Origin of the sequence: Rathayibacter sp. Leaf296 (assembly GCF_001423045.1) — a bacterium.
Classification (GTDB): Bacteria; Actinomycetota; Actinomycetes; order Actinomycetales; family Microbacteriaceae; genus Rathayibacter; species Rathayibacter caricis.
The window spans coordinates 1,320,544-1,342,302 of record NZ_LMNR01000002.1 but is presented as its reverse complement, the minus strand read 5'-3'; the positions used below and the strand labels follow the sequence as shown (position 1 = coordinate 1,342,302).

The following is a 21,759-nucleotide window of genomic DNA, read 5'->3' as shown; positions in this document are numbered from 1 at the left end:
AGTAGGACACCGCCGGACACCATTCACGATGGCCACCCAGAAATGGGTGGCCATCGCTGTTTAACCCGCCCTCCGCACCACCAGGCCCTGCACACGCAGAAGAGCCGGGGTTAGGGTGGACGGTACGACGGCTTCGCGCCGTCCGCCGCTTCGAGCGGTTCAACTCCACAGTGCACGATCACGACAGGCGAGGAACGCATGGACGACAGAGCACCCGACGGCGACGACCGGGGAGCCGGCAAGCGCGACCAGCGGTCGGATCGTGCGGGAGGAGCGGATCGCTCCTCCGCACCGCGCAGCAGCGGGCGCGATGACCGTCCGCGCGGCGACAGGGAGTCGCGACCGCGGCGCGAGGGCGACTTCCGCCCGCGTACGGATGGTCCGTCGCGCCCTCCCTCTGACGGTGGTGCTCGTCCCCAGCGGGACGGCGATTCCCGTCCGCGTCGCGAGGGAGACTCCCGTCCGCGCTCCGATGGGGATTCGCGTCCTCGTCGCGATGGGGACTCGCGTCCTCGTCGTGAGGGAGACTTCCGTCCGCGTACTGATGGTGATTCGCGTCCGCGACGGGATGGGGATTCGCGTCCTCGTCGTGAGGGCGACTTCCGTCCGCGTACTGATGGTGCACCGCGTCCGCGTCGCGATGGGGATTCGCGTCCTCGTCGTGAGGGCGACTTCCGTCCGCGTACTGATGGTGACTCTCGTCCGCGTCGGGAGGGCGACTCCGGTTCGCGTCGTGAGGGTGGGTTCCGTCCTCGCATTGATGGTGACTCTCGTCCGCGTCGCGATGGGGACTCGCGTCCTCGTCGTGAGGGCGACTTCCGTCCGCGTACTGATGGGGATTCGCGTCCGCGTCGCGATGGGGACTCCGGTCCGCGTCGCGAGGGCGGGTTCCGTCCCCGCACCGACGGGGACTCTCGTCCGCGTCGTGACGGGGACTCGCGGGGAGGACGCGACGGCGGTCGCTCCTTCTCGGACGATCGGCGTGGTGGCGGCGACCGTCAGGGCGGGCGCGGGTTCGCCGGCCGCGGGGCTCCGCGCGAGGAGCCGGAGATCACGGAGGAGGAGCGGGAGCGCCGCTCCCTCCAGTCGGTCCGGCCGCGCCACGACGATCCCGAGCTGCCCGACGACGTCCAGGCGAAAGATCTCGACAAGGTCGCCCGCAACGAGCTCAAGACGCTGACCAAGGAGAACGCCGACTGGGTCGCGATGCACCTGGTGATGGCGGGCCGGCTCCTCGAGGAGGATCCGGAGCTCGCGCACCGGCACGTGCTCTCGGCTGCTCGACGAGCGGGTCGGATCGCCGTCGTGCGCGAGTCCCTCGCGATCTCGGCGTACGCGATCGGGGACTTCGCCCTGGCGCTGCGGGAGCTGCGCACCTACCGCCGGATCTCCGGCTCGGACGAGCAGGTTCCTCTGATGGTCGACAGCGAACGCGGTGTGGGGCGGCCCGACAAGGCGCTCGAGCTCGGACGCTCGATCGACCGCAGTGCATTGACGGTCGGGGCTCAGGTCTCGCTCGCGATCGCGATGTCGGGAGCGCGACTCGACCTCGGTCAGGCCGAGCTGGCGCTGATGGAGCTCGAGATCCCTCAGCTCGACCCGAACAAGGCGTTCTCGTACAGCCCGGACCTCTTCGCCGCCTACGCCGCCGTGCTCGAGGAGCTCGGGCGCACCGAGGAGTCCGCTCAGTGGCAGCGCCGCGCGGATGTGGCCGCGCGAGCGGTCTTCGCGGCCGAGGGCGGTGGCGACGACGAGACGATCGAGGTGGTCGAGGAGGAGGGCGAGGCCTTCGCGGACCTTCCGGGCGACGACGCTCCCTCCGCTGCGCTCGACGACGAGTCGGAGAGTGCTGAATCGACGGACGACGACGACGAGGACGACGACGAGGACGACCTGGACGAGCCGAGCGAGGCGGACGAGCCGATCGAGCTCGACGACCCCGCCGATCCGGACGCCGCTCTCGATCAGGACGTCGCCGACGTCGAGCTCGACGACTCCGGACTCGACCCGGTCCACTCGGACTCCGTTCATATCGAAGCCGCGACGGACACCGACTCCGACGCCGCGACCGACGCCGAGTCGAGCGACCGCGCCGCCGCCGACGCCACTGACCCCGACGAGGAGCCCCGTGTTCAGAACCCCGAAGACTGACCCGTCCCCGCTCGAGGGCCGCGACGCGGTCCTCGCCGACCTCGACGGAGTCGTCTACAAGGGCGCCGACGCGATCCCCTTCGCCGTCGACAGTCTGAACAAGGCAGGCGAGACGCTCCGCGTCGGGTACATCACGAACAACGCGTCCCGCACCGACGCCTCCGTCGCGGCGCACCTGTCCGACCTCGGGCTCGTCGTGGCTCCGGAGGACGTCGTCACGTCGCCGCAGGCGGCCGTCGTGCTCCTCGCGGGCCTCGTGCCGGCCGGCTCGACGATCCTCGTCATCGGTGGAGAGGGTCTGACCACGGAGGTGGAGCGTGCCGGATTCCGGCTCACCCGCAGCGCCGAGGACTCCCCGGCCGCGGTGATCCAGGGCTTCGCGCCCACGGTCGGCTGGGAGCAGCTCGCGGAGGCGTCGTTCGCCCTGCGCACCGGGATCCCGTGGGTCGCGACGAACACCGACTGGACGATCCCCGTCGCGCGGGGCATCGCTCCCGGCAACGGCACGCTCGTCTCGGCGGTGCACACCGCGGTCGGCCGACTGCCCGTGGTCGCCGGCAAGCCCGAGCGCGCCATCTTCGACGCGGCGACGGCGCGGTTCGGCTCCGCGAATCCGCTGTTCCTCGGCGACCGGCTCGACACCGACATCAAGGGTGCCAACGCCGCCGGGATGGAGAGCGCGCACGTGCTCACCGGGATCGACCGGGCGAAGCAGCTCCTCGCGGCCGACGCGACGCTGCGCCCGACCTACATCCTGGGCGACCTGCGCGAGCTGCACCTCCCGTACCCGGCGACGTCGATCGCGCGGAACGGGACCCACTCGGTGCGCTCCGCGAAGGTGCGCCTCGAGGGCGACTCCGTCGTGATCGTCGATGCGGGCGACGACGAGCTGGATCTCCTCCGAGCCGCGTGCTCCGTCATCTGGAGCTCGGGCCGGGCGATCTACGGGCTCGAGGTCCCGGAGTCGCTCTACAGCTGATCGCCGACGGTGGACTCCTCGGCACGGAGGAGTCCACCGAGGCGGATCGCCAGTAGCACCGCGAGCAGGGCGATGACGGCTCCGTAGGCGAACGTCGCCGTGAAGACGACCGAGCCCGCGCCGGCGAGGCCGGTCACGGTGGCGGCGAGGAGGCCGGTCAGCGCGAGCGAGACGGACGCTCCTCCTGAATCGGAGATCTGCAGGGCCGAGCTGTTGAAGCCTTCGCGTCCGGGTGCGGATCGGGCGAGCGTCAGCGTCCCCATCCGGGGGAACATCGTGCCCATGCCGCCCCCCGCGGCGAACCAGCCGACGGCGGCGAGGTACGGCGGGAGCGCGAGCGCCGCCGTGAGCAGCACGATCAGCACGCCGACCAGCAGGAGCGACGTGCCCCGACGCATGGCGCCCGCGTGGGTGAGCCGTGTTCCGGGCCGCCCCTGCAGGTTCGAGCCGAGCGCCCACGAGACGGCGCCGGCGGTGAGGACCGCCCCGGCCAGCCACGGCGGCAGGCCGTACTGCTCCGACAGCAGCAGCGGCAGATAGACCTCGGTGCCGAAGAAGGCGGCCGCGACGGCTCCGCGCAGGAGGATCGTGGACGGCAGGACGCCCCGCGCGCGCAGCGTGCCCGGGGGCAGGAGCGCGCGGACGGCGAGGACGACGACCACGATCGCCGCGACGGCGAGCACGCCGGCCGCGTCGGGAGCGATCTCGGCGCTGGTGCTCAGCACCACCACTCCGCCCGCCACGATCACCGCGCGGACGATGCGCACCACGGCCCCGCGATCGAACGGCCGCCGCTCCTGCCGCTCGAGCGCGCGCAGGGTCGGCGTCACGATCGCACTCGCGACGGCCACCAGCAGCACCACCCCGAGGAACACCCAGTGCCAGCTCGCGAGCTCGGCGACGACGCCGGCCGCGAACGGCCCGATGAGCGACGGCACCACCCAGGCTGCGGCGAAGGCGCCGAAGATCCGCGGATGCAGCTCCGCCGGGAAGACCCGCGCGACCAGGACGTACAGGGTGACGGTGATGCCTCCGCTGCCGAGCCCCTGCAGCAGGCGCGCGGCCACGAACACCTCCATCGAGCCGGCGAGACCGGCGGCCACGAGCCCGAGGGTGAAGAGCAGGATCGCCGTCACCAGCGCCGGGGTCGGTCCGCGTCGATCCGCCGACGACCCCGCGGTGACCATGCCGACGATGCTCGCGGCGAGCGTCGCGGCGAAGGCCAGCGGGTAGAGGTCGCGTCCGTCGAGGTCGGCGCTGACGATCGGCATGATCGTCGTCACGGCCAGCGCCTCGAAGGCGCAGAGGAAGACCAGGCTCGTCGTGCCGACCGTGGTCAGGAGGTAGGGCGCGGAGGTGATGCCGCGGCGATCGACTGCACGCACCCGCTCCACACTGCGCCGGGCGCGGGCGCTCAGCGGTAGACGGCCCAGTCGTCCTTGGCGAGGACGGTGGGGGTGCCGTCGACCTCGACGAGCCAGCCGGCGTCGTCGCGCTCGAGGTAGCGGCCCTGCAGGATCTCGGGGGCCCAGCCGCCGTCGCGAGACGAGACCCAGCGCACGAAGCGCACCGTTCCTCCGCGGCGGAAGAGTGTGCCGTTGTGGTCGCTCATGTCTGCACTGCTCTCGCTCGGGACGGGTCGAGCTCCGTGGTCGGCTCGGTGACGAGGTGGAGTCCGCGGCGCCCGTTGGCGGCGGCCGAGAGCTCGCGCAGCCAGTGCGCGTTGACCTCGGGTCCGAGGGGAGCGTCGTACTCGTACTGCAGCGGGATCGCGGGATGCAGCCACAACTCGCTGTGCCTGCCGTCGGCGTCCGCGTCGATCGACAGCACGAAGGCCTCGCTGCGGCGGAGTTTCGCGGTGATCACGAGCTGCAGGTGAGCGAGCGCGCGGTCGTCGAACGGATGCGCGCTCGGCGGCGTTCCGTACAGCAGACGACCCATCACGCTGCCTTCCTCATCCGGGCGCACGGGGAGGGATCCCGCAGCGTCTCTGCAGGACTCTAGGTACTTGCTAAGTCGGTTAGCTAATCAATACTGGTCCCAGTGCGCTTTCGGTACAGAAGCCCCGGAGGAGTGCTCGAGGTGGTTCGATGGAGCCCGCGAGTACCCGCCCGGGGCGCCTGCCTCGTCCCAGGAAGGCGCACACCCATGGACGTCCGTCCCGATCTCTTCGCCCTGCTCACCCGGCTCCGCTCGGCCGAGCGCGAGTACGACGGACGCGTCGAGTCGAGGCTGGGCATCGGCACCACGGACCTCGCGGCTCTGCGCCTGATCGGGATCGGCGCCGATCGCGACGAGGTGGTCCGCGCGGTCGACCTCGCCGCCGCGATCCGCATCACCACCGCCGCGGTCTCGCTGATGATCGACCGTCTCGTGCGCGCCGGCTACGTCGACCGCGTGGCGGACCCCTCCGACGGCCGTGGCAGGATCCTCTGCCTGACCGAGAGCGCGCAGGCGGCGATCCGCGGCACCGACGAGCCGACCTACGGTGCGATCCGCTCGCTCTCGGCCGGCATCCCCGACGCCGAGGCGGTGCGGTTCGCCGCGCTGCTCACCGGTGTCAGCGACATCCTCGAGGGCCACCCGCCGCCCCTGGCCGCCGCCTGATCCGTCCGCCGCGGTCTCAGCGCTGCAGCGTGGCGCTGGGGTACTCGCCGAAGCGCGCGAGGTAGGCCGAGCTGAAGCGGCCGGGATTGCCGAAGCCCCAGGAGTGGGCGATCGCGGTGACGCTCGCCACGCGCGGATCCGCCGCCGCCAGCTCGGCGTGCGCGGCGTCGAGCCGCACCGTGCGGATGTAGGCGATGGGCCGCACCCCGAGCACCCGCTGGAACGCGGACTGCAGACCGCGGACGCTCAGCCCGGCGACGACGGCGACCTCGGTGGGGCCGATCAGCTCCGACGCGTGCGCGTGGATGAACTCGACCGCCCGGCGCAGGCGGGCGTTGCGCGGGAGCAGCAGCTCGGGCGGCGCGACGGCGGCCTCCGGCGGATAGAGCTCGAGCAGCGCCGTGATGGTGCCGCGCGTCAGCTCGTCCCAGAGGAGGTGGCTGACGCGCTCGCTGCGCAGAGCCTGCGCCGAGGCCGACACCGCGGAGCGCCAGTGCTGGACCGCCTGCTCGGTCGGGACGGCGCGGTGATCGAAGCGGAGCGGCCCCAGGAGGCCCTGCTCGGCGGCGACCTTCTCGACGGACTCACGGCCGAGGTGCACGAGCTTCTGCTCGTAGTCGACGTACTCGAAGCCGAACGCGCGGCCGACGGGGAACAGCTGCGGCCGGCCGGGCACCATCGCGAGCGGCTCCGAGCCGTCGTCGACCGTGGCGCGCCCGCCGACGATCCACTGCACGACGACCTCGTCCGTCACTCCGACCGCGCCGCGGAGCTCGCCGGTCATGCGCGAGGTGCGCAGGGTCATGGCGGCGTCGCCGAGGGCGGCGTACCGGTACGAGAAGGCGCTCTCGCTGGGCAGCGCCGACCACTCGTCGCCGTTGTAGAGGGTGGCGAGGCGGTGGCGGGCCTCGTCGGGGTCGCCGCCGCCGGTGTCCAGCCGGACGCGGGTTCGCTCGTCGTTCACGGGTCGTTCCGAGCGGTCGTCAGTGGGTCAGGCGCTCGATGAGCTCGCGGTAGCGGGCCGCGGTCCGCTCGACGATCTCGTGGGGGAGTCTCGGAGGGAGGCCCTGGCCGTCCCAGTTGTCGCTCAGCCAGTCGCGCACGATCTGCTTGTCGAAGGACTGGCCGCGGATGCCGGCGTCGTAGGCGTCGGCGTCCCAGTAGCGGGAGGAGTCGCTCGTCAGCACCTCGTCGCCGAGCGTCACGATGCCGTCGCCGTCGACGCCGAACTCGAACTTGGTGTCGGCGAGGATCACTCCGCGGGCGAGGGCGATCGTCGCCGCCTCCTGGTACACGTGCAGGGAGAGGGTGCGCAGCGCCTCCGCCGCCTCCTCGCCGACGATCTCGACGGTGCGCTCGAAGGTGATGTTCTCGTCGTGCTGACCCTGCGGCGCCTTCCACGCGGGCGTGTAGATCGGCTCGGGGAGGGCGTCGCCGTCGGACAGTCCCTCGGGGAGCTCGACTCCGCAGACAGTGCCGCTCGCGCGGTACTCCTTCCATCCGCTGCCCGAGAGGTAGCCGCGCACGACGCACTCGATCGGGAACATGTCGAGGGTGGTGACGAGCATCGCGCTACCGGCGACCGGCTCCGGGATCTCGCCGCGGACGAGGTGGTTGGGGACGTCCTTCAACTGGTGGAACCACCAGAGGGAGAGCTCGGTGAGCAGCTCGCCCTTGCCGGGGATGCCCGGCTCGAGGACGTGGTCGTAGGCGCTGACGCGATCGCTCGCCACGACCAGCATGCGGTCGGCTCCGAGCACCGGGTCGGCGTCGACCGGGGTGTAGAGGTCGCGGACCTTGCCCGAGTAGGCGTGCTGCCAGCCGGGCAGGGGGATCGAGGAGTCGAAGGAGACGGTCACCGCACCATTCTCCCGGTTTCCGGCGGCGGAGAGGAGCGCTCTCTCGGAACCGGGGCGCTGTCAACCACCGGCGCTCGACGGGGGAGCGCGCCTACCGTCGAAGACATGACTTCCGAGAGCACTGCAGACCAGTACACGTTCCAGGACCCGACGAAGATGTACTCCGAGATCGACACGGAGGAGCAGTACCAGGAGGGCGCCGGCCTGGACTCGAAGATGGACGACCTCGCCGACCGCGGCGAGTCGACCTACCGCGGCTCCGGTCGCCTGACCGGCCGCAGGGCGCTCGTCACCGGCGGCGACTCCGGCATCGGCGCGGCCGTCGCGATCGCCTACGCCCGCGAGGGCGCCGACGTCGCGATCGTGTATCTCCCCGAGGAGGAGAGCGACGCGAAGAAGGTCGTCGCGCTGATCGAGGAGGCGGGCCGGAAGGCCGTCGCGATCCCCGGCGACATCACCGACCACGACTTCGCCGTCGGCGCGGTGGCCACGGCGGTCGAGGGCCTCGGCGGACTCGACATCCTCGTCAACAACGCGGGCAAGCAGCAGTTCGTCGAGGACTTCCTCGAGCTCTCGGACGAGCAGTTCGACGAGACCTTCAAGACGAACGTCTACGCCATGTTCTGGATGACGAAGGCGGCCCTGCCGCATCTCGCTCCCGGCTCGGCGATCATCAGCACCTCGTCGATCCAGGCCTACCAGCCGTCGCCGACGCTGGTCGACTACGCCAGCACGAAGGCCACGATCAACACGTTCTCGAAGGCGCTCTCGCAGCAGCTCGCCCCCAAGGGCATCCGCGTGAACGTCGTCGCGCCGGGCCCGATCTGGACGCCGCTGCAGACCGCGGGCGGCCAGCCGCCCGAGAAGCTGCCCGAGGTCGGCTCGCAGACGCCGCTCGGACGCTGGGGCCAGCCGGCGGAGCTCGCCCCCGCCTACGTGTTCCTCGCGTCGCCCGAGTCCAGCTACGTCGTCGGCGAGACGCTGCACGTGAACGGCGGCATGCCCACTCCGTGATCGCGCTGTAACACTCGACGGCGCTGAAGGCCCGGCGGGCACCCGGGGACCACGGTCCTCCGGGTGCTTGCTGGGTCTTCGCTTTTGGTTGTCGTAACAATCGCTCCGGAGAAGGCGAACTGCGCAAGGCTTTCCCCATGACCGATTCCCTGCCGATCCTCGACCTCTCCCGCCTCGACCAGGGCGAGGAGGAGGCCGCCGCCTTCCGCCGCGACCTGCGCGAGACCACCCACGACGTGGGCTTCTTCTACCTCGTCGGTCACGGCGTGCCGCAGGAGCTCCTCGACGACGTCGTCGCCGTCTCCCGTCGCTTCTTCGACCTGCCGGAGGAGGACAAGCTCGCGATCGAGAACACGGCCAGCCCGCAGTTCCGCGGCTACACCCGCTTCGGCGCCGAGCTCACCAACGGCGACGTCGACTACCGCGAGCAGGTCGACATCGGCATCGAGCGCGAGGTCGTCCCGGCCGGCCCCGACGTGCCCGACTACCAGCGTCTCGAGGGCCCGAACCTGTGGCCCGAGGCCCTGCCCGAGTTCCGCACCCTCTTCGAGCGCTGGCACGCGGAGCTCGCGGCCGTCGCGATCCGCCTCCTCCGCACCTGGGCCGTCGCCCTCGACGCGCCGGCCGACGTCTTCGACGAGGCCTTCGCCGAGAAGGCGTTCCCGCTGGTCAAGGTCGTCCGCTATCCCGGCACCTCCGACCCCGAGCCCAAGCAGGGCGTCGGCGCCCACCGCGACGGCGGCGTGCTGACCCTGCTGCTGGTCGAGCCCGGCAAGGGCGGCCTGCAGGTCGAGCACGACGGCGAGTGGATCGAGGCGCCCGCGCTGCCCGGCGCGTTCGTCGTCAACATCGGCGAGATGCTGGAGCTCGCGACCGGCGGCTACCTCAAGGCCACGCTGCACCGCGTGATCTCGCCGCTGATCGGCACCGACCGCATCTCGATCCCCTACTTCTTCAACCCCTCGCTCGACTCGACCATGCCGTCGCTGCCGTTGCCAGAGGAGCTCAAGTCGGGCCTGTCGGTCGATCCGACCAACAGCCCGATCCTCGAGACGTACGGCGAGAACGCGCTGCGCTACCGCCTGCGCGCGCACCCGAACGTGGCCGAGGTGCACCACGCCGATCTGCTGGCGCCGACCCGCTGACGCAGGGTCTCCTCCGGGACGGGGCGTCCCTCCTCCGCTGCGTGCGGGGCGAGGGGCGCCCCGTTCGCCGTTCCCGCGCCACCGTTCGGCAGGATCCGCTGCTTCTGCGGGTGCGGAGCAGCGAGAAGTGTCCAGCGGTGCCGGCGACTCAGAGCCAGAGCACCACGTGCCGGCCCGCGATCGGCTCGACCGCGACCGGGGTGTCGTAGAGCGCCTCGAGATGCGGCGCTGTCAGCACCTCGGCCACGGGGCCGTGGTGCACCACCCGGCCGTCGCGGATCGCGACGATGTCGTCGGCGAACTGCGCGGCGACGTTGATGTCGTGCAGGACCACGACCACGGTCATCCGCTTCTCGTCGGCGAGACGGCGCAGCAGCTTCATCAGCACGACGCCGTGGCGCGGATCGAGGTTGTTGAGCGGCTCGTCGAGGAGGAGGTGGTCGGTGTCCTGCGCGAGGGCCATCGCGACGAAGGCGCGCTGGCGCTGGCCTCCCGAGAGCTCGTCGAGATAGCGCTCGCGGACGGCGCCGAGGTCGAGGGCGTCGATCGCGGCGTCGACCAGGGCGCGGTCCTCGGGGGTGCGGCCCGTTCCTCCGTGCGGGAAGCGGCCGTACGCGACGAGGTCGTCGACGCTCAGGCGGATCGCGAAGTGGTTGTCCTGGCGGAGGATCGCCAGGCGCTTCGCGATGTCGCGGGAGCGGGTGGTCGCGACGTCGAGGTCGTCGACGGCGACGGATCCGCTCTCGGCCTTGAGCAGGCGGCCGATGGTGGAGAGCAGCGTCGACTTGCCGGAGCCGTTGGGCCCGATGATCGCCGTGAGGCCGGTGCCGAGCTCGAGCGAGACGTCGTCGACGGCGAGGGTGCGGCCGTGGCGGGTGGTGACGGAGGTGGTGCGGATCATGTCAGCGAGCCCTTCCGGTGAGCACGAGAAGGATGAAGAGGACGCCGCCGACGAACTCGACGACGACCGGCAGCTCGGTGCCGAAGCCGAGCACCCGGTCGAGGACGAGCTGCCCGCCGACCAGCGCGACGACTCCGATCGCCACCGCGGCGGGGATGCTGCGCGCGTGCCGGTGGCCGGCCGCTCCGTAGGCGACGTTCGCGACGATGAGCCCGAAGAAGGTGACGGGACCGACCAGTGCGGTCGACGCGGCGACCATGAGGGCGATCGCGACGATCGTGTGCAGCACGACCCGGCGGTGCTCGACTCCTAGCGACACCGCGGTCGCCTCGCCGAGAGCGAGCACGTCGAGGGAGCGGCGGATCGGCCACAGCGACGCGATCGCGGCGACGACCACGAGGCCGGTCGGCAGGAGCAGCTCGCGGTCGACCGAGGTGAAGCTCGCGAAGGTCAGGTTCTGCACGATCGCGAAGGTGTCCGGATCGAGGAGCCGCTGGAGGAACGACGTGACCGACCGCAGCAGCACGCCGAGCACCAGGCCCGCGAGCACGATCACGTGCAGGTCGAGCCTGCGGCGCACGAACAGCCAGGAGTAGAGGGCGACGACGACGCCGGCCATCAGCAGGAGCTCCACCAGCCACGACGCGAGAGGCGGAGCGGCGACGAGGATCGTGGGGCCGATCGCGAACGCGCTCACGACCTGGATCATCAGGAAGACGGCGTCGAAGCCCATGATGCCGGGGGTCAGGATGCGGTTGGCCGTGACGGTCTGGAACAGGACGGTCGCGACTCCGATCGCCGCCGCCGCGATGACCATGCCGAGCACGGTGCGCCCGCGGAGGCCCAGCGCGTACTCCCACTTCCCGGGCAGGTCGGTGAGCAGGTAGAGCGCGATCGCGAGGGCGGCGGCGCCCGTCAGGAGGGCCAGGCGGACGGAGGGGGAGCGCAACGCGGTCACGGGGCGACGCTCCTTCGGCGGCGGCGCGCGGTGTCGGCCGGACCGATGAGCAGGCGGAGGAACACGACTCCGCCGACGACGCCCATCACGAGCGAGATCGGCAGCTCGAAGGGGAAGCGGACGGTGCGGCCGATGAGGTCGCAGAGCAGGACCAGCGCGGCCCCGAGCAGGGCGACGAGCGGGACGGAGCGGCGCATGCTGTCGCCGACCATCCGGCTGACGAGGTTGGGGACGATGAGGCCCAGGAACGGGAGGGCTCCCGTGACCACGATCATCACTCCGGTGACCGCGGCGATGATGACGACGCCGGTGAGCATGACCGCCCGGGTGTCGAGACCGAGACCGCGGGCGGTGTCCTCGCCGAGGGCGGCGACGGTGAAGCGGTCCGCCGCGATCCAGGCGACCGCCGCGGCGGCTGCGGCGACCCAGAGCATCTCGTAGCGGCCGCGGAGGATGCCCGAGAAGTCGCCGATGCCCCAGTTGAGCAGCTCCTGCAGCGTGTCGGTGCGGTAGGCGACGAACGCGGCGACGGCGCCGATCACTCCGCCGTAGAGGATGCCGACGACCGGCACGAGCACGCTCGAGCGCGACGGGATGCGGCGCGCGAGCGCGAGGAAGCCGAGCACGCCGGCGAGGGCGCCGAGCGCGGCCAGGGCGGCCTTCGCTCCGACGGGCAGCTCGGGGGCGAGGAGGAGGACCGCGAGCAGGGCGAGGGTCGCGGCGTCCGTGGCTCCGGTCGTGCCCGGCTCGACGAGGCGGTTGCGGGTGAGCAGCTGCATGATGAGGCCGGTGACGGCGAAGGCCGAGCCGGCGAGCACGAGCGCGAGGGTGCGGGGGAGGCGGCTCTCGACGAGCACGAACGCGTCGAGCTCGGCGACGCCGAGGAACAGCGAGATCGTCGCGAGGACGGCCACGAGGACCGTCCCCGCGACGATCAGCGCGCGGGGGGAGGGGCGGGTCACGCTCGGGAGCGGCTCCGGTCAGCTCTGCATCGCGTCGTGCACGGTCTCGAGCACGTTCTGCACGGCGGTCAGGCCGTTGATGACGATGTAGAGCTCGCTCGCGGGCAGCAGCACGACGTGGTCGTCCTGCGCTGCGGGCGTCTGGGCGACGAGCGCGTTGTCGAGCGTCTGCTCGGCGGTGCTGCCCTCGCCGGTCGCCGCACCGCGGTCGAACGCGAAGATCCACTCCGGAGCGGCGCTGAGGAGGAACTCGTTGGTCACGGTGTCGCCGTGCGGCGATCCCTCGGCGCCGGGCAGCTCGGCCGCGGCGACCGCGGGGGTGAAGCCGAGTCCGTCGAAGAAGTAGCCGAAGCGCGAGCCCTCGCCGAAGGCGCCGTACTCGCCGCCCGAGACCGAGAGGACGAGGGCGGTGCCCGAGGCGTCGGTGGTGATGGAGTCGACGAGCTCCTCGGTCGCGGCCGCGGCCTCGGCGACCTCGTCCTCGCGCTCGAAGATCTCGCCGAGCTGCGTGGCGCGCTCGAGCGCCGCGGCGGGGTCGAAGGTTCCGGCGTAGCTGCCGGTCAGGTCGATCGTGGTGGCGATCTCGGACAGCTCGTCGTACTGGCCGGTGCTGCGGGCCGCCGTGACGATGAGGTCGGGCTCGAGCTCGGCGACGGCCTCGAAGTCGGGCTCGAACAGGGTGCCCACCTTGGGCAGGTCGGCGTACTCCGAGAGGTAGTCGGGGAGCGTGGCGTCCGGGATCGCGACGACCGCGTCTCCGGCGCCGATCGTGTGCAGCGTGTCGAGCGTGGCGATGTCGAAGGTGACGACGGCCTCGGGGGACACGGGCACCTCGACCGACGTGCGGGCGGTCTCGCGGTCCTCCTGGTACGACTGCTCACCGTCCTCGTCGACGAGGACGAGGGTCGGCTTCGCGTCCTCGACGACGATCGTCTCGGCGGTCGCCGGGGCGGCTTCGGAGGCGCCGGAGGAGCACGCCGAGAGGGCGAGCGCGGCGACGGCGAGGCCGGCGAGGGGCAGGGCGGAACGGAGTCTCGATGAGGGGTGCATGAGGGTAGGCTACCCTAAGTGTGAGAGCGGCTCTCAGGGTGCGGCGCCGGATGCGCGGGCTCGGTCGCCGACGGGACGCCGAGGATGTGCGACGGATGAGTGGGCGCGGAACGGGGTTCGCGCCGCCTTCGGAGCCCCTTCCGCGACCACTCATGAGCCGGCGGAGCCGCGAGTGGACGCGAGACGGGCTCTGCAGATGTGTCGGGCCCCTTCCCGCGTCGTCTCGTGCGTGCATGCGGCGCGCTCGCCGGCGATCGGCCTGAACGGGGGACGCCGCCGCGATCGCGGAAGCGGCAGACTCAGGTGCCGCCGCTCGGCGCCCCCGCAGGAGGAGACCGCCATGACCGCGACCGGCCAGCGCCCCGCCGACGACGGCATGGCCGAGTTCGGCTACCGGCCGTCGCTGCGACGCGGCATCGGGCGTTTCGGCAGCTTCGCGGCCGGGGTCAGCTACATCTCGATCCTGACCGGCACGTTCCAGCTCTTCTACTTCGGCTTCGGACTCGGCGGCCCCGCCTACTGGTGGTCGTGGCCGATCGTGTTCGCCGGGCAGCTCATGGTCGCGCTCTGCTTCGCCGAGCTGGCCGGCCGCTACCCGGTCGCCGGCTCCGTCTACAACTGGAGCAAGCGCATCGCGGGGCCGACGGTCGGCTGGCTCGCGGGCTGGATGATGGCCACGGCCTCGGTCGTCACGCTCGCGGCCGTAGTGCTCGCGTACCAGGCGACGCTGCCGCGGATCTGGAGCGGCTTCCAGCTCGTCGGCGACGGCACGGGCACGAGCTTCGGCGTCAGCGCGGTCATCTGGGGCGCGATCCTCATCCTGTTCACGACCGTCGTGAACGCGGTCGGTGTGAAGCTGATGGCCCGGATCAACAGCACCGGCGTGCTGATCGAGCTGATCGCGGCCGTGCTGCTCGTGGTCGTCCTCGCGGCGAGCATCGTGAATCCGCCGACGGTGCTGCTCGACACGGCGGGCTACGGAGACGCGGGCGGCTACGCGGGCGCGTTCCTGATCGCCGCGATCGCCTCCGCCTATGTGATGTACGGCTTCGACACGGCCGGCTCGCTCGCGGAGGAGACCGTCGACCCGCGCAGGACCGGCCCGGCGGCGATCCTCCGCGCCGTGATCGCCTCGTTCGTGCTGGGCGGGCTGATCCTGCTGCTCGGGATCCTCGCGGCGCCCGACCTCGGCGATCCGGCGCTCGGCGAGGCCTCGGGCGGACTGCAGCTGATCGTGCTGCAGGCGCTCGGCGGACCGCTCGGCACGGTGTTCCTGCTCTGCATCGTGGTCGCGATCACGGTCTGCGCGCTCGCGGTGCACACGGCGGGCATCCGGCTGGTGTTCGCGATGGCGCGTGACAACGCCCTGCCCGGAAGCGCGGTGCTCGCCCGCATCGATCCGCGGCGACGCACCCCTCTCGTGCCCGCGATCGTGATCGGCGTGCTCGCGGTGCTGATCCTCGCGGTGAACATCGGCACGCCCGAGATCTTCACGGCGGTGACGAGCGTGGCTGTCGTGCTCATCTACCTGGCGTACCTGCTGGTCACGGTGCCGCTGCTCGTGCGGCGCCTCCGCGGAGAGTGGCCGCGGGTCACGGGCTCGTTCTCGCTCGGGCGGCTGGGGCTGCCGGTGAACGTCGTCGCCGTGCTGTGGGGCGCGGCGATGACGGTGAACCTGGCCTGGCCGCGCGTCGAGGTCTACGGCGACGCGGGGGCGCTGCAGTACATCGCGCTGATCGCGGTCGCGGCGGTCGTGGTGCTCGGGCTGGGCTGGTACCTGCTGCGGGGCCGCCACCGCCTGGGCACGCTGCCGGAGCACGCTCGGGAGGAGTGACGCGGGATCGCTGCGCTGCGCCGGACGTCGCGCCTCAGTCCTGCAGCTCTTCGTTCGGATCGAGCAGCCGCCACGCGGTGACTGACACCGTGGACCCGTCGACCACGTCCGTCTGCACCGGCCAGGAACCGCGCTCGGCCGAGGGGTAGGGCGCGGCGAAGAGGGTGCTGCCCACCAGCGCCCCCGCGGTCGAGTTCGCCTTCCAGCCGAGGAACGCGACCGCGGATCCCTGCGCGGGGATCTCGATCCGCTGAGCGCCCGGATCCGTGGTCATCGTCGTGCTGCCGGGCTCGAAGACGACCGGCAGCTCCGACCCGTTCTGGTCGGCGAACGCGAGGTCGATGTAGCCCTCGATCGTGCAGGGAGCCTCGGAGAAGTTCAGCAGGGTGATCGAGAGGCTGCGGCTCCCAGCGGCGGCGTCCTGTCCTCCGAGCAGGAGCGTCGAGACGTCGCTCGTGCAGAGCGTCGGATCGGCGGGGGGCTCGCCGGGCGCAGCCGTGGGGGGTGGCGTGCCCTCGGCGTAGGGGTCGGGCAGAGCCCCGTCCGCCTCGTCGAAGCCACCGGCGATCGCCTCCGCCTGCACGGCAGCAGTCAGCGCACTGCGATAGCCCCCGACGCCGACCACGACGACCGCGAGGAGCGCGAGGACGGCAGCGAAGGGCACGAGAGGTCTCCTCGTCGGCGTCCCCGTGGGAGCGGATTCGAGGCGTTTCGCGAGCACTGCGGGCAGCCACCCCAGCACGAGCCCCCAGTACGCGCCCAGTCCCGCTTGAGTGCCGAGCCCGTTCAGCAGCCACTGCAGCCGGGGGGCGGGGAGCGAGACGAGGATCGTCACGAGGTCCGCGGCCAGCCCGACGACCGCTCCCGCGATGATCGCGGCGAACCACCCGCCGACGATCGTGGTGCTCGTGCGGTCGACGACACGCGTGGTCGCGAGGTGGACGAGGGCCACGGCGACGGCTCCGATCGCCGCGGCGACGAGGGGCCAGGGGAGCGGTTGCGCCCACACGGTCGTCGGGATCGTGGCGGGGAGCGCAGCCCCGATCGAGCCGCTGAGATACCCGTTCCAGGTCATTCCGCCGTTCACGGCTCCGCTCGCGATCCAGAGGACCCCGGCCGCGACCGCACCGATCCAGTTGCTGTTCCTCAAGCGCACCTCCGCCCGCAGGCTAGTCGACCCGTCCCGCGTGTCCGCCGCCGTGCGTCAGCGCCGACTGGCGCCGAGTTGCCCGGAACGGTTGTCGCTCGCGGCGTGTCGGAGACCTTTTCGGGCGACTCGGCGGAGGTGGGCGCTCGCGCCAGGCAGGGGTCACTCCGGGCGGACCTCGCTCGCGGACTTGTCGGCGCGCCAGCCGCGCCAGACGGGTTGGCGGAGGGTGCCGGAGGAGGTGCGCTCGCGGTAGCGGACCTCGCCGACCAGCACCGGGTCGACCCAGTGCACGCCGCGGGCGTCGAGCGGCGGCACCGACACGGCGGGCTCCTCCGTCTCGTGCTCGCCGAGGCGGGCGACGAGGCCGCGGCGCTCGCGGTCGCTGAAGCCGGTGCCGACGCGGCCGGAGTAGGCGAGGCGGCCGTCGTCGGCGGGGATCGCGGTGAGGAGCGAGCCCACCGAGCCCTGCAGGCCGCCCTCGCCCGGGCGCCAGCCGACGATCACGACCTCCTGCACGCGGTGGTGGGTCAGCTTGACCCAGTCGCCCGAGCGCGCGCCGACCCGGTAGCGGGAGTCGCGGCGCTTGGCGACGACGCCCTCGAGACCGAGCGTGAGGCTCGTGGCCATCGCCTCCTCGAGGTCGCCGTCGAAGACGTCGGGCACGTGCACGCGCTCGTTCTCGGCGACGAGCTCGACCAGGGCCTCGCGGCGAGCGGAGTAGGGGGAGCCGGTGAGGTCCTCGCCGGCGCGCTCGAGCAGGTCGAACACCATCAGGTGCACAGGGGTCGAGCGGGTGGCGACCTCGATCTCGCGCGCCTTCGTCAGGCCGCCGCGGGTCTGGAGGGCGCCGAAGTCGGGGCGTCCGCGGGCGTCGAGCGCGACGATCTCGCCGTCGAGAACCGCGTCGTCGACGGCCTCGGCGAGCGGGGAGTGCAGGTCGGGGAAGGCGGGGGTGAGGTCGTTGCCGTTCCGGCTGGTCAGGGTCACGGTTCCGTCGTTCACGCGCACGATCGCGCGGTACCCGTCCCACTTCATCTCGATCGCGGAGTCGTCGCCGATGTCGAGCGGACGGCCCTTGGTCGCGAGCATGGGGCGGTACTCGCGGCGCGGCTCCGATGCCTCGTCGTCGACGGGAGACTCGTCGAGCGCAGCCTTCGGGGTCGCGGCGGCGCGTCCCTTCCCCGCCGCCGGCCGCCCGTGAGTCCCGTGCCCCCCGTGCGCCCCCGGCGCCATCAGGTGCAGCAGCCAGTTCTTCTCGTCCCCGCGCCCGCCCTTCGCCCCCGTGTGCAGCAGCGCGTACCGCCGCGGCTCGCCGCCGAGCCCGCCGTCGGGCCGCCCCGTCAGCACCGCGATGACCTCCTCGCCCTCGCGCCACTTCTCGAGCGCGAACGTGCCCTCGTCCCAGATCCGCACCTCTCCGCCGCCGTACTCGCCCGCCGGGATCGTGCCCTCGAAGGTCGCGTACTCGAGCGGATGGTCCTCCGTCTGCACGGCGAGCCGGTTCGGATCGCCCTCGAGCGGCGGCCCCTTCGGCACCGCCCAGCTCACGAGCACCCCGTCGTGCTCGAGCCGGAAGTCGTAGTGGAGGCGCCGCGCGTGGTGCTCCTGGATCACGAACGAGTCGCCCGACGAGGTCGCTCCGGTACCCGGCTCGGGGACGGGCTCGGGCGTCTTCGCGGAGTCGCGCATGCTGCGGTAGGCGGCGAGGCGGTCGGCGGAGGCGTCCGTCGCCGCGAACCCGGCGAGCCGCTCCGGACTGGGCTCGAGTCCCGCCTCGCGCGCGGCGAGCACCGGCCGCAGCAGGTCGCCGCTCTCGCGCAGGCGCTCGACGACCTCCTCCGGCGCGAGATGGCGCAGTCCCTCCGCGCCGATCTCCTCCCAGGTGCGCGGTGCCGCGGCGAACGGCCGCAGCCGGCCCCGGAGGGAGTAGGGCGCGATCGTGGTCTTCGCCGCGTTGTTCTGGCTCCAGTCGACGAGCACCTTGCCCTCGCGCAGGGTCTTCTTCATGTCCGAGACGACGAGGTCGCGGTGGTCGGCCTCGAGCGCCTTGGCGAGCTCGTGCGCGACGGCCGAGATCTGGTCGCTCGAGGCGGAGGCGTCGAGCGGGCAGTAGAGGTGGAGGCCCTTGCTGCCGCTGGTCACGGGAGAGGGCTCGAGTCCCATCCCCTCGAGCAGGTCGCGGGCGAGGAACGCGACCTCGGCGCACTCCGCGAGCCCCGCGCCCTCGCCCGGGTCGAGGTCGAGCACGAGGCGGTCGGGCGGGCGGCGCTCGCCGCCGGATCCGACCCGCCACTGCGGCACGTGCAGCTCGAGTGCGGCCTGCTGCGCGAGCCAGGTCAGGCCCGCGACGTCGTCGACGAGCGGGTACTCGACGTCGCGCGAGCTGTGCGCGAGGCGCGTGCGGCTCAGCCAGTACGGGGCGGAGGAGGGCAGGTTCTTCTCGAAGAAGACCTCACCCGGGTGCTCGGCCGTGCCCACTCCGTCGACCCAGCGCTTGCGGGTCACGGGCCGGCGGGCGAGGTGCGGCAGCAGGGCGTCGGCGACGGACGCGTAGTACGCGAGGACGTCGGCCTTGGTGAAGCCCGCCTCCGGGTACACGATCTTGTCGAGGTTGGTCAGCTTCAGCCGCCGCCCGCCGACCGAGACGAGCTGCTGCGGGGATGCCATCCCCTCATGGTGGAGCCCCGCACCCGCCGTGGGAACCCCGCCCCGCCCTCGAGGGAACCCCGGATCGTCGAGGGAGCCCCGGCCTGCGGGTTCCCTCGACGGTTCGGGGTTCCCTCGGCGACGGCGGGTAGCGTCGAGCCACCACTTCGAAGGAGACCCCGTGCTCACCGACATCCCCCTGACCACCATCGACGGAGCCGCGTCGACCCTCGCCGACTACGCGCCCGTGAAGCTCATCGTCAACGTCGCCTCCCGCTGCGGCCTCGCTCCGCAGTACGAGAAGCTCGAGGCGCTGCAGAAGACCTACGGCGACCGCGGATTCACGGTCCTCGGCTTCCCGAGCAACCAGTTCCTGCAGGAGCTCAGCGACGAGGACAAGATCAAGCAGTACTGCTCGACGACCTGGGGCGTGACGTTCCCGATGTTCGAGAAGGTGCGGGTGAACGGCAAGTCCGCTCACCCCCTCTACGCGGAGTTGACGAAGGCCGAGGACGAGGCGGGCAAGGCCGGCAAGGTGAAGTGGAACTTCGAGAAGTTCCTGGTCACGGCGGACGGCACCGTCCACCGCTTCCGCCCCACGGTCGAGCCGGACGACCCGCGGATCGTCGAGCTGATCGAGGCATCGCTGCCCGCGCAGTAGTCGCTGCAGAACGACTGCCGAGAAGGGGAGGTGACGGCTGACAGCCGCTGCCTCCCCTTCTCAGCTGATGTTCTGCAGCGCAGGGACGCGTGAGCCCGTCAGCCCGCCCGCAGCCCCGCCTCGACGCGGGCGTCGGCCGGTGCCGTGCCCTCCGGGCAGACGATGTCGGTCACCTCGAACGGCGTCCGCCGTGTGATCGGGATCATCTCGATCCCGTCCACGTGGCGCAGCAGCACGAGTCCGCCGTCGCCCGCCCGCAGGCTCCGGCGCACCTGGCGCAGGAAGATGCCCGCCATGTCGAGCTCCACGACGAAGCTGCGCCCGTTGATCGTGATCCTCGAGCCGATGACCGGCTGCGACGAGGTCGAGACCGAGTCAGGGAGCCGGCGCACGTCCGACGCGTCCTTCCGCGAGAACGGTGCGGGAGCGGTCAGGGTGCCGGGTGCGGTCGCCCGTGCGGTGTCGGTCATCGTCGTCTCCGTCCGTGACGCGCCCGGTGTGGATCTCGACGAGCGCTGTCACCTCAGGCTAGGATCCGGGCCCCCGTCGCGGCACGGGCTTGACGGATGCGCGAGCGCGAGGCAGCGGGGTCAGCCCCGCGGCTCCTGCGGCTCGGGAGTGACGGCGAGCTCGCCGTGCATGCTCGCGGCGCTGAGCATCTGCTCGATCCAGGCGCGGTTCAGCTTCTGCTGGTGGGCCTCCCGGAACCGGAAGTGCAGCGGCACGGCGGGGTGCAGCCAGACGGAGCTGCGGCCGTGGCCGGTCGAGGCGTCCTCGGTCCAGGACAGGGAGAAGGCCTCGTTGCGCCGGAGCTTCGAGAGCACGGCGACCTTCAGGTGGGCGAGGACGCGCTCCTCGAACTCGATCTCGAGGTTCTGCGGTCCGTAGGTGAGAGTGGCCACGGGCCCCCTTCGTGTCTGCGGGCGGCCCGGCGCGGGCGGCTCCGCAGGGAAACTAACGTCTCGAGGGCCCGGGGCGGGAATCGGCGCACAGACACGCCGTAGCCCCATTGACACCCCGCGGCGGATGCCGCAATCAGCCCTCGTCCCACCCCGTCTGCGGAGTGGCGCACGTGCCGCGGAACACGTACTGCGACGCCGCCTTGCGCTGGTGCGAGGACCAGTCGATGGCCGGGCGCCGCTGCTCCGGAGGCAGGTAGCCGAGCCGATAGACCGCCATCAGCTCCAGGTCGTCCGGCACCGCCAGGAGCGACTCGATCCTCGCCCAGGCGCCCGGCACCTCCATCGGGAACGAGACGAACTGGATGCCCATGCCGAGCTCGACCGTGCTCAGCCAGACGTTCTCCATCGCCGCGCCCATGCTGAAGACGGAGTAGAAGGACGACAGCTCGCCCGGCCGGTACTCGGAGCGGTCGAGCATCACGCCGAGCAGCAGCGGCGATCCGGCGACGAGCTTCCGGTTCTCCTCGCCGAGGGTCTGCGGCACGCGCAGCGAGTTCATCAGGAACTGCCCGCGCTTGGTGAACACCTGCTTCGTGAACGGGCGCAGCGGAGCGGGCAGCTTGTCGAACAGCATGCCGTCGCGGCGCTGCTCCATCTCCTCCTGGCTGAAGCGGAAGTAGGGCTTGTAGCGCTCGAAGAAGGTGCCGTTCGACATGGCGGTGGTCATGCTCGAGCCGCTGATCTCGGCGATCCGGTCGATCGTGTCCCGCTCCTCGATCAGCACGAAGCGCCACGGCTGGCTGTTCAGCTGCGAGGGAGCGCGTCCGGCGACCTCCATCAGGAGGCGCTGGTGCTCCTCGGAGACGGGATCGGGCAGGAAGGGGCCGTTGGTGGTCTTGCGGCGGCGCACGACGTCGAGGAACTCCATGCCCTCATCCTG

Annotated in this window: 21 protein-coding genes; 7 read left to right on the top strand and 14 right to left on the bottom strand. The window is 71.9% G+C overall.

The genetic code is table 11. From position 1 onward, the window contains the following. Positions 1-1,218: 1,218 nt before the first annotated feature. On the top strand, positions 1,219-2,151 hold the full coding sequence (locus ASF46_RS19800) for an MSCRAMM family adhesin SdrC (protein ID WP_235576980.1): 933 nt from the start codon (positions 1,219-1,221) through the stop codon (positions 2,149-2,151). Beyond that, positions 2,129-3,130: an HAD-IIA family hydrolase gene (locus ASF46_RS16485; RefSeq protein ID WP_056868528.1), complete on the top strand. Its 1,002-nt coding sequence runs from the start codon at positions 2,129-2,131 to the stop codon at positions 3,128-3,130. Before ASF46_RS19800 ends, ASF46_RS16485 begins: the two co-directional genes overlap by 23 nt. Here the strand turns inward: ASF46_RS16485 and ASF46_RS16480 are convergent. From ASF46_RS16480 to ASF46_RS16470, 3 genes are read right to left on the bottom strand one after another with little or no spacing between them, the layout of a single operon-like run. Beyond that, positions 3,121-4,515, bottom strand: a complete 1,395-nt coding sequence (locus ASF46_RS16480) for an MFS transporter (protein WP_056868527.1) — start codon at positions 4,513-4,515, stop codon at positions 3,121-3,123. The genes ASF46_RS16485 and ASF46_RS16480 overlap by 10 nt on opposite strands. 29 nt (positions 4,516-4,544) lie before the next feature. Further along, positions 4,545-4,742 (bottom strand): hypothetical protein, encoded by a 198-nt coding sequence (locus tag ASF46_RS16475; protein ID WP_055789142.1) that lies wholly within the window; start codon positions 4,740-4,742, stop codon positions 4,545-4,547. Beyond that, complete coding sequence (locus ASF46_RS16470) at positions 4,739-5,074, bottom strand: hypothetical protein (RefSeq protein ID WP_416351498.1); 336 nt, start codon at positions 5,072-5,074, stop codon at positions 4,739-4,741. Before ASF46_RS16470 ends, ASF46_RS16475 begins: the two co-directional genes overlap by 4 nt. A gap of 204 nt (positions 5,075-5,278) precedes the next feature. Here ASF46_RS16470 and ASF46_RS16465 point away from each other — a divergent pair, with 204 nt between their 5' ends. Then, positions 5,279-5,737 carry a MarR family winged helix-turn-helix transcriptional regulator gene (locus tag ASF46_RS16465; protein ID WP_056868525.1) on the top strand — a complete coding sequence of 153 codons (459 nt, stop codon included), beginning with the start codon at positions 5,279-5,281 and terminating at the stop codon, positions 5,735-5,737. A gap of 16 nt (positions 5,738-5,753) precedes the next feature. On the opposite strand, the gene ASF46_RS16460 is transcribed toward ASF46_RS16465, so the two are convergent. Beyond that, a complete protein-coding gene (locus ASF46_RS16460; RefSeq protein ID WP_056868524.1) occupies positions 5,754-6,701 on the bottom strand; it encodes an AraC family transcriptional regulator in 948 nt (315 codons plus the stop codon). A gap of 19 nt (positions 6,702-6,720) precedes the next feature. Continuing rightward, positions 6,721-7,596 carry a phosphoribosylaminoimidazolesuccinocarboxamide synthase gene (locus tag ASF46_RS16455; RefSeq protein ID WP_056868523.1) on the bottom strand — a complete coding sequence of 292 codons (876 nt, stop codon included), beginning with the start codon at positions 7,594-7,596 and terminating at the stop codon, positions 6,721-6,723. Positions 7,597-7,701: 105 nt separating this feature from the next. Between ASF46_RS16455 and ASF46_RS16450 the strand changes: the two genes are divergently transcribed. Further along, entirely contained in the window at positions 7,702-8,610 is a 909-nt protein-coding gene (locus ASF46_RS16450) for a glucose 1-dehydrogenase (RefSeq protein WP_055789161.1), read from the top strand. 137 nt (positions 8,611-8,747) lie between these two features. Next, the gene (locus ASF46_RS16445) at positions 8,748-9,755 is read left to right on the top strand and encodes an isopenicillin N synthase family dioxygenase (RefSeq protein WP_056868522.1); all 1,008 of its coding nucleotides are present in this window, start codon (positions 8,748-8,750) and stop codon (positions 9,753-9,755) included. 148 nt (positions 9,756-9,903) lie between these two features. On the opposite strand, the gene ASF46_RS16440 is transcribed toward ASF46_RS16445, so the two are convergent. The 4 genes from ASF46_RS16440 to ASF46_RS16425 are packed head-to-tail and all read right to left on the bottom strand — an operon-like array spanning position 9,904 to position 13,626. Continuing rightward, positions 9,904-10,656 (bottom strand): ABC transporter ATP-binding protein, encoded by a 753-nt coding sequence (locus tag ASF46_RS16440; protein WP_056868521.1) that lies wholly within the window; start codon positions 10,654-10,656, stop codon positions 9,904-9,906. Between the two features lies 1 nt (position 10,657). Continuing rightward, positions 10,658-11,614, bottom strand: coding sequence for an iron chelate uptake ABC transporter family permease subunit (locus ASF46_RS16435; protein ID WP_056868520.1), 957 nt, complete (start codon positions 11,612-11,614; stop codon positions 10,658-10,660). Then, the gene (locus ASF46_RS16430; RefSeq protein WP_056868519.1) at positions 11,611-12,576 is read right to left on the bottom strand and encodes an iron chelate uptake ABC transporter family permease subunit; all 966 of its coding nucleotides are present in this window, start codon (positions 12,574-12,576) and stop codon (positions 11,611-11,613) included. The genes ASF46_RS16435 and ASF46_RS16430 overlap by 4 nt, the downstream gene beginning before the upstream one ends. An 18-nt stretch (positions 12,577-12,594) precedes the next feature. After that, positions 12,595-13,626: a siderophore ABC transporter substrate-binding protein gene (locus tag ASF46_RS16425; RefSeq protein WP_056868518.1), complete on the bottom strand. Its 1,032-nt coding sequence runs from the start codon at positions 13,624-13,626 to the stop codon at positions 12,595-12,597. 340 nt (positions 13,627-13,966) lie between these two features. Here ASF46_RS16425 and ASF46_RS16420 point away from each other — a divergent pair, with 340 nt between their 5' ends. After that, positions 13,967-15,460 carry an APC family permease gene (locus tag ASF46_RS16420; RefSeq protein ID WP_056868517.1) on the top strand — a complete coding sequence of 498 codons (1,494 nt, stop codon included), beginning with the start codon at positions 13,967-13,969 and terminating at the stop codon, positions 15,458-15,460. Positions 15,461-15,494: 34 nt separating this feature from the next. Here the strand turns inward: ASF46_RS16420 and ASF46_RS16415 are convergent, their stop codons facing one another. After that, positions 15,495-16,610 (bottom strand): DUF4232 domain-containing protein, encoded by a 1,116-nt coding sequence (locus ASF46_RS16415; protein WP_056868516.1) that lies wholly within the window; start codon positions 16,608-16,610, stop codon positions 15,495-15,497. Positions 16,611-16,769: 159 nt separating this feature from the next. Next, the gene (locus ASF46_RS16410) at positions 16,770-19,277 is read right to left on the bottom strand and encodes an ATP-dependent DNA ligase (RefSeq protein WP_056868515.1); all 2,508 of its coding nucleotides are present in this window, start codon (positions 19,275-19,277) and stop codon (positions 16,770-16,772) included. 160 nt (positions 19,278-19,437) lie between these two features. Between ASF46_RS16410 and ASF46_RS16405 the strand changes: the two genes are divergently transcribed. Then, complete coding sequence (locus tag ASF46_RS16405; RefSeq protein WP_056868514.1) at positions 19,438-19,917, top strand: glutathione peroxidase; 480 nt, start codon at positions 19,438-19,440, stop codon at positions 19,915-19,917. A 98-nt stretch (positions 19,918-20,015) separates the two neighbouring features. Here the strand turns inward: ASF46_RS16405 and ASF46_RS16400 are convergent, their stop codons facing one another. The 3 genes from ASF46_RS16400 to ASF46_RS16390 form a co-directional block, all read right to left on the bottom strand. Beyond that, positions 20,016-20,387 (bottom strand): hypothetical protein, encoded by a 372-nt coding sequence (locus tag ASF46_RS16400; protein WP_056868513.1) that lies wholly within the window; start codon positions 20,385-20,387, stop codon positions 20,016-20,018. 120 nt (positions 20,388-20,507) lie between these two features. Further along, complete coding sequence (locus ASF46_RS16395) at positions 20,508-20,819, bottom strand: hypothetical protein (protein ID WP_056868512.1); 312 nt, start codon at positions 20,817-20,819, stop codon at positions 20,508-20,510. 133 nt (positions 20,820-20,952) lie between these two features. Continuing rightward, positions 20,953-21,747: a nitroreductase family protein gene (locus ASF46_RS16390; RefSeq protein WP_056868511.1), complete on the bottom strand. Its 795-nt coding sequence runs from the start codon at positions 21,745-21,747 to the stop codon at positions 20,953-20,955. Positions 21,748-21,759 lie beyond the last annotated feature (12 nt).

Bases quoted from the DNA above. Each gene is read 5' to 3' on its own strand.
- ASF46_RS16400 (WP_056868513.1), bottom strand. From the start codon at position 20,387: ATGACCGACACCGCACGGGCGACCGCACCCGGCACCCTGACCGCTCCC.
- ASF46_RS16390 (WP_056868511.1), bottom strand. From the start codon at position 21,747: ATGGAGTTCCTCGACGTCGTGCGCCGCCGCAAGACCACCAACGGCCCC.
- ASF46_RS16425 (WP_056868518.1), bottom strand. From the start codon at position 13,626: ATGCACCCCTCATCGAGACTCCGTTCCGCCCTGCCCCTCGCCGGCCTC.
- ASF46_RS16420 (WP_056868517.1), top strand. From the start codon at position 13,967: ATGACCGCGACCGGCCAGCGCCCCGCCGACGACGGCATGGCCGAGTTC.
- ASF46_RS16440 (WP_056868521.1), bottom strand. From the start codon at position 10,656: ATGATCCGCACCACCTCCGTCACCACCCGCCACGGCCGCACCCTCGCC.
- ASF46_RS16445 (WP_056868522.1), top strand. From the start codon at position 8,748: ATGACCGATTCCCTGCCGATCCTCGACCTCTCCCGCCTCGACCAGGGC.
- ASF46_RS19800 (WP_235576980.1), top strand. From the start codon at position 1,219: ATGGCGGGCCGGCTCCTCGAGGAGGATCCGGAGCTCGCGCACCGGCAC.
- ASF46_RS16410 (WP_056868515.1), bottom strand. From the start codon at position 19,277: ATGGCATCCCCGCAGCAGCTCGTCTCGGTCGGCGGGCGGCGGCTGAAG.
- ASF46_RS16465 (WP_056868525.1), top strand. From the start codon at position 5,279: ATGGACGTCCGTCCCGATCTCTTCGCCCTGCTCACCCGGCTCCGCTCG.
- ASF46_RS16475 (WP_055789142.1), bottom strand. From the start codon at position 4,742: ATGAGCGACCACAACGGCACACTCTTCCGCCGCGGAGGAACGGTGCGC.
- ASF46_RS16450 (WP_055789161.1), top strand. From the start codon at position 7,702: ATGACTTCCGAGAGCACTGCAGACCAGTACACGTTCCAGGACCCGACG.